The organism is Rhizobium sp. Root1204, from assembly GCF_001424965.1.
GTDB lineage: Bacteria > Pseudomonadota > Alphaproteobacteria > Rhizobiales > Rhizobiaceae > Pararhizobium.
In genome coordinates, this window is the sequence record NZ_LMCZ01000007.1 from 110,968 (window position 1) to 120,050 (window position 9,083).

General features: G+C 58.6%; 9 protein-coding genes. 7 read left to right on the forward strand and 2 right to left on the reverse strand.

What is annotated here, in order from left to right; translation table 11 throughout:
* Window positions 1-9: 9 nt before the first annotated feature.
* Together ccoO and ccoN are read right to left on the reverse strand one after the other, a co-directional pair.
* Complete coding sequence (ccoO, locus tag ASC96_RS10435) at window positions 10-741, reverse strand: cytochrome-c oxidase, cbb3-type subunit II (RefSeq protein ID WP_060502971.1); 732 nt, start codon at window positions 739-741, stop codon at window positions 10-12.
* Between the two features lie 12 nt (window positions 742-753).
* The gene (ccoN, locus tag ASC96_RS10440) at window positions 754-2,364 is read right to left on the reverse strand and encodes a cytochrome-c oxidase, cbb3-type subunit I (protein ID WP_060502972.1); all 1,611 of its coding nucleotides are present in this window, start codon (window positions 2,362-2,364) and stop codon (window positions 754-756) included.
* A gap of 187 nt (window positions 2,365-2,551) precedes the next feature.
* On the opposite strand from ccoN, the gene hemN reads away from it, so the two are divergent.
* The 7 genes from hemN to ASC96_RS10475 all read left to right on the forward strand — a co-directional run bounded on the left by hemN (window position 2,552) and on the right by ASC96_RS10475 (window position 8,944).
* Window positions 2,552-3,898, forward strand: a complete 1,347-nt coding sequence (gene hemN / locus ASC96_RS10445; protein WP_060502973.1) for an oxygen-independent coproporphyrinogen III oxidase — start codon at window positions 2,552-2,554, stop codon at window positions 3,896-3,898.
* 298 nt (window positions 3,899-4,196) lie between these two features.
* A complete protein-coding gene (locus ASC96_RS10450) occupies window positions 4,197-4,646 on the forward strand; it encodes a helix-turn-helix transcriptional regulator (RefSeq protein WP_060502974.1) in 450 nt (149 codons plus the stop codon).
* A 5-nt stretch (window positions 4,647-4,651) separates the two neighbouring features.
* Entirely contained in the window at window positions 4,652-6,454 is a 1,803-nt protein-coding gene (locus ASC96_RS10455; protein WP_060502975.1) for a hypothetical protein, read from the forward strand.
* A gap of 25 nt (window positions 6,455-6,479) precedes the next feature.
* Window positions 6,480-6,695 carry a hypothetical protein gene (locus ASC96_RS10460; RefSeq protein ID WP_060502976.1) on the forward strand — a complete coding sequence of 72 codons (216 nt, stop codon included), beginning with the start codon at window positions 6,480-6,482 and terminating at the stop codon, window positions 6,693-6,695.
* Window positions 6,695-7,888 (forward strand): YcaO-like family protein, encoded by a 1,194-nt coding sequence (locus tag ASC96_RS10465; RefSeq protein WP_060502977.1) that lies wholly within the window; start codon window positions 6,695-6,697, stop codon window positions 7,886-7,888. Before ASC96_RS10460 ends, ASC96_RS10465 begins: the two co-directional genes overlap by 1 nt.
* 116 nt (window positions 7,889-8,004) lie before the next feature.
* Window positions 8,005-8,604, forward strand: a complete 600-nt coding sequence (locus tag ASC96_RS10470) for a TfuA-like protein (protein WP_244481977.1) — start codon at window positions 8,005-8,007, stop codon at window positions 8,602-8,604.
* Window positions 8,605-8,701: 97 nt separating this feature from the next.
* Window positions 8,702-8,944: a hypothetical protein gene (locus ASC96_RS10475; RefSeq protein ID WP_060502979.1), complete on the forward strand. Its 243-nt coding sequence runs from the start codon at window positions 8,702-8,704 to the stop codon at window positions 8,942-8,944.
* The last annotated feature ends 139 nt before the right edge of the window (window positions 8,945-9,083 follow it).

Genomic DNA, 9,083 nt, shown 5'->3' on the forward strand with positions numbered 1-9,083 from the left:
TTTTCCTCCTCAGCGGTCACTGCCTGCTTCGTCGTAGCTCTTGAAGTCCACCAACGTGCCGAGCATCTGCAGGTAGGCGACGAGCGCATCCATTTCCGTGATCGCCTGCGGATTGCCGTCGAAATCGCCGATGCGGGCTTTCGGATAACGGCTCTCGATGCCTGATGTATCGACCGTCGGGTCGGCCTGGGCGCGCAGATCGGCATCAGCATTGTCGATCATGTCCTGACTGTAGGGCACGCCGACAGCGGCATTGGCCTTCAGATGCGTGGCGAAGTCCTTGACCGGCAGCGGCTTGCTTTTCAGGAAGGCGTAGCTCGGCATCATCGATTCCGGCACGACGTCGCGCGGCTCCGTCAGATGTTGAACATGCCATTCATTCGAGTAGCGGTTGCCGACGCGGGCAAGGTCCGGCCCGGTGCGCTTGGACCCCCACTGGAACGGATGGTCGTACATCGATTCCGCGGCCAGGCTGTAATGGCCATAACGCTCGACTTCGTCGCGGAAGGGCCGGATCATCTGGCTATGGCAGGCGTAACAACCCTCGCGGATGTAGATATTGCGGCCGGCAAGCTCCAGCGGCGAGTATGGCCGCATGCCCTCTACCTTCTCGATGGTATTTTCGAGATAGAACAGTGGTGCGATCTCGACGATGCCACCGACGGTGACGACCAGAAACGAACCGATGAGCAGAAGCGTCGCATTGCGCTCGAGGATCGCGTGTTTGTCCAGGATACCCATGGTCTTCTTTCCTTATTCGGCCGCTTGGGGCGCTGGCACGGCGCCGCCGATTTCCTGTTCGTCGCGCTGGTACCCGAGGATGGTCATCGTGACGTTCCACGCCATGATCAGCCCGCCGATGAGATAAAGAGCTCCGCCCAGCGCACGCACGACGTAGTAGAGGTGCATCGCCTCGACGGTTTCGGCGAAGGAGTAGACCAGGAAACCCTGCTGGTCGTATTCGCGCCACATCAGACCCTGCTGGATGCCCGAGACCCACATGACCGCGGCGTAGACGACGAGGCCGAGCGTGGCGAACCAGAAGTGCCAGGTGACCATGCGCACCGAATAAAGCCGCTCGCGGTTCCACAGTTTTGGCACGAGGAAGTAGACCGCGCCGAAAGTGATCATGCCGACCCAGCCAAGCGCTCCGGAATGGACGTGACCGATGGTCCAGTCGGTATAGTGGCTGAGCGAATTGACCGCCTTGATCGACATCATCGGGCCTTCGAAGGTCGACATGCCGTAGAAGGCGATGGCCGCAACCATCATCCGGATGATCGGATCGGTACGGATCTTGTCCCAGGCGCCCGAGAGCGTCATCAGGCCGTTGATCATGCCACCCCACGAAGGCATCCACAGCATGATGGAAAAGACCATGCCGAGCGTCTGCGCCCAATCCGGCAGAGCGGTGTAATGCAGGTGGTGCGGACCGGCCCAGATGTAGAGGAAGATCAGCGCCCAGAAATGGATGATCGACAGGCGGTAGGAGTAGACCGGCCGGTTGGCCTGCTTCGGCACGAAATAATACATCATCCCAAGGAAGCCTGCGGTCAGGAAGAAGCCGACGGCGTTGTGGCCATACCACCACTGGGTCAGCGCGTCCTGAACACCGGCAAAAGCCGAATAGCTCTTCGAGCCGGTGATCGAGACCGGAACCGCCAGGTTGTTGACGATGTGCAGCATCGCCACCGTGACGATGAACGACAGGTAGAACCAGTTGGCGACGTAGATATGCGGTTCCTTGCGGCGCAGGATCGTGCCGAGGAAGACGATGAGGTAACAGACCCAGACGATCGTCAGCCAGAGATCGACATACCATTCCGGCTCCGCATATTCGCGGCCCTGAGTGATGCCGAGAAGATAGCCCGTCGCCGCCATGACGATGAACAACTGATAGCCCCAGAAGACGAACCAGGCGAGATCACCACCGAACAGCCGGGCGCGGCTGGTGCGCTGGACGACATAGAACGACGTTGCGATCAGCGCGTTGCCCCCAAAGGCAAAGACCACGGCCGATGTGTGCAACGGCCGGACCCGCCCGAAGGACAGGAACGGCTCGACGTTGAGATCGGGATAGGCGAGCTGCAATGCGATGACGACGCCGACCAGAAGGCCGACGACGCACCAGAATACGGTCGCGATGACGCCGTAGCGGATCGGGCCGTCCATATAGGCTGACATGTCCACCGCCGGCTGTCGCACAAACGATGTCTGGCGCATCAGCATGACAACCGCGCCGATCAGCACGATCACCAGAATTCCCATGTGGCTTGCGAACAGCTCGTCCTTGGCAAGGCCGGCAGCAAGCAGCGCGAAAAACGCCGCTATGCCGGTGCCGATGATCGCCGATCCGTATTTCATCTCGTCGTCCCCGCATCAATCAGATGTCGAACCGCGCGCAGCGGTCCCCTGCCCCCTTCTCGGGGCAAGCGAAGAGACGCGCCTTGATCCAGATCAAAGCGACGAGCGGAGAATATGGACAGGTTGCCCGCGAAGGCCGGTCCTTTTGGGTCTTGGCCGCTGAATGATGCTCAGATCGGAGCCACCAATGTTGCCAGCAGCAGCAATGCTCGACGCCAAGGTACCCCGCTACACCAGCTACCCAACCGCGCCGAATTTTCATTCCGGTCTCGGGGCTGAGACTGCAAGACAATGGTTATCCACGTTGCCCGCGGAAAAGCCCGTGTCGCTCTACCTGCATATCCCGTTCTGCGACCGGCTGTGCTGGTTCTGCGCCTGCCATACCAAGCAGACGCTGCGCTATGAGCCGGTGAGCGCTTATCTGCAGGTTTTGCACGCGGAAATCGATACCGTTAGCCGGCTTCTCGACGGACGTGCTCCGGCCGGCGCTATCCATCTGGGCGGCGGTTCGCCGACGATGCTGCGCCCAGACGATCTGATCACGCTCGGCAAGCGTCTCCGCAGCTCTTTTCACGTCCTGCCGGATGCGGAAATCAGTATCGAGATTGATCCGAACGACATGAATGAGGAAAGGCTGGACGCACTCGCGGAATTCGGCATGACCCGGGCGAGCCTCGGCATCCAGGATTTCGATCCGCGCGTCCAAAAAGCCATCAACCGGCTGCAGAGCCTCGAGCAGACGGCCTATGTCGTTGATGGCGTTCGGGCCCGCGGGATCAATTCCGTCAACCTCGACCTGCTCTATGGCCTGCCCCACCAGACCGTCGAAAGCGCTGCGTCGACACTGCACCAGGCACTGCAACTGGCACCTGACCGCATGGCGCTGTTCGGGTATGCCCATGTGCCGTGGATGAAGAAACACCAGACCCAGATCAAGGATGAATGGCTACCGGACGGGCAGGCACGTTACGCGCAGTCAGAAGCCGTGCGGAGGCTGGCGCTTGACGCCGGGTACCAGGAAATCGGCATCGATCACTTCGCCCTCCCAGGCGACGCCCTGACGCAAGCCTCTCAACAGGGCCGGCTCCGGCGCAATTTCCAAGGCTATTCCGCTGACCAATGCAGCACCATCATCGGGCTCGGCCCATCGGCTATCAGCCAGTTCGAGCAAGGCTATTTGCAGAACTCGCCAGCGACCGGCGACTACACCCGCCGCATTGAAGACGAGGGGATCGCCACGATGCGCGGTGTTGCTTTATCGGACGACGATCGCGTCCGCCGGTGGGTAATCGAAAAACTGATGTGCGATTTCCGCTTTTCGAGCCACGAAGCCCTGCGCCGTTTCGGCACTTCCGCCGGCGCAGTCGTGATGCAGGCGAAACGCCTGGCGGCAATGGAAAGCGATGGTCTGTGCGAATGGCGCAATGACGGGTTTGAGGTCACAGCCAAAGGCCGCCCGTTCGTCCGTCTCATCGCCGCTCGTTTCGATACTTATTTTACGGCGGCCACAACAAAACACTCAGCAGCCATCTGAAACGGGCAACGAGACCATAGAGGATCGAACCCCGGTGTGTGGCTGAGCCGTCTTGGTGCGCTCAACCGCACATCACTCTGATTTCACGGACACAGGCCTGTTCTCCAAAACACGTGCAGCCCAAAACTGCCTGACGCCTTTCATGTTCAATGGCCCGCGGGGCGGCCTGTAATGCAATGGCTACCGCATTTCTGGAATTCCCTCTCTCAGAGCGACCGCGTAAATATTGCATTTCTAATGAAAATTGGCATGCTGAGAACTGCCACCGCATATCGGAATCGTGGCAATTACGGGAGTAATGGACGTGTCAAAGAGCGAACCTCATCAAATTGATATTCATGTCGGCAATCGTCTGAGGTCGCGACGGCTGGTTTTAGGATTAAGCCAGGAGAAACTGGGCGAGCGCCTGGGCATCACCTTCCAGCAAATTCAAAAATATGAAAAGGGCACCAACCGCGTCAGTGCGAGCAAACTGCAAGCTGCGGCGTTGGTGCTCAACGTTCCCATTGGCTACTTCTTCGAGGACCATGAACCCGTGGTCCCGGATGGATTGGCAAGGGAAGTCGACGAGATCGGCACATTCCTGCTCTCGAGGGATGGCGTGATGCTCAACCGAGCCTTCACCTCCATCAAGAACAAGCAGGTTCGCCTGTCCATCATCACTTTGACGAAGGCGCTCGCAAACGCTGATGACACCGTTACGCAGGCGGCGGACACAGAACGCGTTGCTTCTCCTGATCCACGGTGAAACCCATGTTCCTGCAGACATTCGGTAGGTTGTGCCTGCTTGATGCCGCGGGACAGGAGTGCCGGTATCCTCGCAAGGGTTTGTTCCTTGTCGCGTATCTTGCCACCGGCGCCAGCGCTGAAATCGGCCGAGACGAAGCGGCTGACCTCCTGTGGGGCAACGAGGATCGCGCGCTTGCATTTACAAACCTGAGAAAGCTGATTTCGCGTCTGCGGGCAGCACACGGGCCGGTCCTGACCATATCGCCCACACATCTTCGCCTCGACCGCCAGCAACTCAGCTGCGACGCGGATGCGACAAAGACAGCAAAGACGCCCTTGTCCTCTCTTGTCGAACTGATGAGCCGGACGTTTCTTGCCGAATTCGACGATACCGACGGCCTGGCCGGCCGATGGCTGAAATCGCAGCGCCGCACCTATTTGGAATTGATGCGCGAACGGTTGCTGAAGAAATCGTCGGAGCTTTCTCCGGTTGCGGAATCTTCAGCGGCCAGACAGGCGGCATTCCTGATTCTGGAGCATTGGCCGGACGATCAGGCGGTGCGCAGAACGCTCTCGGCCGAACCGCAGCTGCAACCGGTGGAGCGCACGGCCGAGCCCAGAGGGGTTTTCGCGACAGTCGAGCACGGCCACCCTTCGGATAGTGAATGGACATTCGGCGTATCGAAATTGCCGCGCGTGGCACTTCTCCCGCCGATCGGAGTATCTTCTGCAGCCCTTGATCTTTCACGAGCGAGTGCCTTGATCGACGACGTCGCGATCGGGCTGTGTTCGCTGCGCAGTCTTTCGATCATCGCGCCTTACACAGCCGAACGTATTCGTGCCAGCGAAGACAAGGTTCTCCTGCTCAACAAGCACGACATCTCCTATGTGGTCGATACAAAGCTGACCGATGACGGGCTCTTCGTTCAAATCATTTTCGTTCCATCGGACCACGTGATCTATGCCGAACGTTTTGAGATAACCGGCGGGCTTTTGTCTTCACATCGGAAGGTGTTGGCAGGCGTTGTGAAAGACCGCATCCTTGTCGAGTTGAAGCGCAACGAGAATGCGCTCAGCGACTACGCGTTTCATCCGGATGCCTACCAGCGGTATCTTCTTGGCGTTCAACAGATGAGCCGGCTGACATTGCCCTCGGTTCGAAGCGCCAGGAAGACATTCAGGGAAGCGCTCAATCACAATGGTGATTTCTCCCACGCCTTCAGCGGCCTTGCCAAGACATACTCCATCGAATGGGTTTTGACGGCCAGGGGCGATCCCGAACTGCTCCGCAAGGCGGAGGCGAACGCGCGATCGGCAATCGAAAGCAATCCGGATATTGCCTACGGGTACAAAGAACTTGGCATGGCAAAACTCTATCTCGGCGCCCTTGACGAGAGCCTCGACGCGCTGGCCCGCGCAGAGGAACTGAGCCCTCATTACGCCGACGCGATCTATAGCTTCGCCGACGCGCTCATCCATGCCTCCCGCCCCATGGAAGGGCTCGCAAAAATCGAGCGTGCCATCTCGCTCAATCCGCTGGGACCGGACGAATATTTCTGGTGTGCTGCGGGCGCAAGCTACTTCGTCGGCGCCTTCGACAAAGCCGTTTCCCGAATACACAGCATGTCCAACCAGGCCTCGGCACACAGACTGCTGGCGGCAAGCTGGGCTATGCTTGGCGACACCAAGCGCGCGCATCACTACCGCCGGAAAGATCGCGAGGCCAACCCGCAATTTGATCTGCAAAAATGGCTCGCTATCGTCCCGATCAGGGAGACCTGGCAGAAAGACATGTATCGCGAGGGCCTAACGAAAGCCGGCTACTGAAACGTCAACAGAGAGGGAGAATGAAATGTCCAAAGTCGTGGTGATCGGGTTTCCCGGTGATAAAAAACTCTACCTGGCCGACATTGACGCAGGAACAGTCACCGAGCTTACCAAAGTCTCGGGATCACTTGCCTCGGCAAGCCAATTGCGCGCTTCAGGCGGCACTGTGATAAAAGACGTCGACTTCGCGGTTGCTGTTTCTTCTGCTGCATCCGTATCAGCAGGGCTTTTCGACGCTTGATGTTCGATGAAACGGGATGGAGCGACAGGGCGTTTAGCCCGGCCGAGACATACGCACGCGTGTCCTCCCTCCTTCCCGGTTTCGGCATAACCCGTGTTGCCCGCCATACCGGCCTCGATCGCATCGGCGTTCCGGTCTGGTGTGCCTATACGCCCAACGCAAAATCCATCGTCGTCGCGCAGGGAAAGGGCCTGACGGACGAAGAGGCGAGGACGTCAGCTGTCATGGAAGCCCTCGAACGATGCGTGGCGGCAAGTCCACACGCCGATATCGTTCACACCACGGCACGTGTACTCAGGCGTGCCGGGAAACGGTTCGACATGCTGCCCTGCCTGATAGCAGCAGGCCGGTCACCGCCACGGGATGACGAACCGATCTCCTTTGTTGTCGGGACTGACCTGGTTTCCGGGGACGACATCCATGTACCGCTCGATGCCGTCACCCTTGACCGCACGCTGATCGATTGCAGATATTGGCAATCGTCCGACGGGCTGGCGTCGGGGAACACCCTGAATGAGGCTGTTTTTCACGGATTGAACGAACGTATAGAGCGGGATGCCTACGTTCTGTGGCAAGTGTCGAGTGCCGGTGCGCGCCAATCGTCCTGCGTTGATCCGGGATCCATTGAGCGTCCGGAGCTTTCATCGCTGGTTGCCAGCATCGAAGCGGCCGGCTGTGTGCTGCGGTTATTCGATATGACCAGCGATATCGGCGTTCCTTCTTTTAACGCCCTGATCGCGCCGATTGACGTTCTTTCCGCCCGCAACCCACGTTTTGTCACGGTGAACTACGGGGCAGGAACTCATCCCTCAGCGGCCAGAGCCATGATCCGCGCGGTCACGGAAGCGGTGCAGTCGCGCATGACATTCATCAGCGGCAGCCGGGACGATATCTATCCACCGGTCTACAACAGGCCGCTCCCGGGAGAAACCCAAACCCTGTTGAAGGTGAATTCAGCGGTTCCCCTCAAACCCTACCGGCGCAACGACGGATGGCCGTCAGCCGCCAATAGCGGCACAATCCTTGACACTCTGAAACAAATGGAACTTGGGCCGGTCATTGCTGTGCCGCTCAGCGAACCGGCGTTGCCGTTTGCGGTGGCAAAGGTCCTCGCCCCAAAACTGGAAAATCCCGAAGGCCGCCGCGCCCAAAGGTTTGGCCAGCGCGCCCTCGCAAAAGGGTCCTTCGGATGAAACTTCTCTATGTTGGCCCGACATTGCCGGACGCCAGGGATTATACCACCGATATCATTGTCCGGGGACCAGCAGTGCAGGGTGACCTCTTTCGCGCGGTCGAAGAGGGAGCAGCCGTGATCGGCATTGTTGACGGCGGTTTCGAATATACCGCACCGATCTGGCACAAGGAAATACTCTATGCTCTCAGGTCCGGAACACAGGTGCTCGGAGCAGCGAGCATGGGTGCGCTGCGCGCCGCGGAATGCCATCCATTTGGAATGATCGGTGTCGGCACTATTTTCAGGGAATACCTTGATGGCACCCGTATCGATGATGCGGACGTGGCGCAAATTCATGGACCTGCGGAGCTTGGCTGGCTACCGCTCAGCGAACCATTGGTCAATGTCACCGCCACGCTCGAGGTCCTGCTTGAAAGGCGGTCCATCTCTCCAACGGAAGCCACTCATCTGGACGCTGTTGCCCGCGCTATTTTTTTCAAGGACCGGACATGGCGATCAATTCTTGATCGGGCCGCGGCCCTTGAGGATCAGAGAAAGACGTCCATCGCGATGGCTTTGCAAGCGTGTAAAGTCAATCGAAAGCGCGCGGATGCCATCGAACTTCTCGCCGTGATGTCACAGTTGGACGGGGGACGATCAGCAGCCAAACCGGACTGGGAGTTCCAGCGCACAACCCTTTGGAACGAAATGCGGAACCATCATTCCGTGGCGTAAAATCCCGGCCATCCATCTTTGAGTGTGTCACGCCCGTGTCACGCGAAACTTGTCCCGGTTGCGATTAGTATGCCCGCGAATCATTGCGGAGCCGATTATGCCAGCAGCATACGCCACCATTGCTTTGAACACTCTCGACGCAGACAGCGAGATCGAAGAGTTTCACGCCTTGACCCGCCTGATCGTCTTCGCGAAAGAAAATGCCGCTCAGCTTGACGCGCATCAGACGGTTTATTGCCTGGATTTGGCGCTTGAGCAGATTGCGACGGAACTGCGTCATCGTGCGGACAGTTCGGCGGACATTGTCTTCTATCTCAAGGACGGAATTAGCCGACAATAGAATTTCGTGTCTCATGGCCGCCGCTTGCTGCGCGTTGGCTTGTGGCGTTATCATTGCCGCTTGTGTTTTGTGGCCATTAACGCACAAAAGCCCGTGTCATTTCTGATCACGGGCTTTTGTTTTTTGTTTGGTTGCGGGG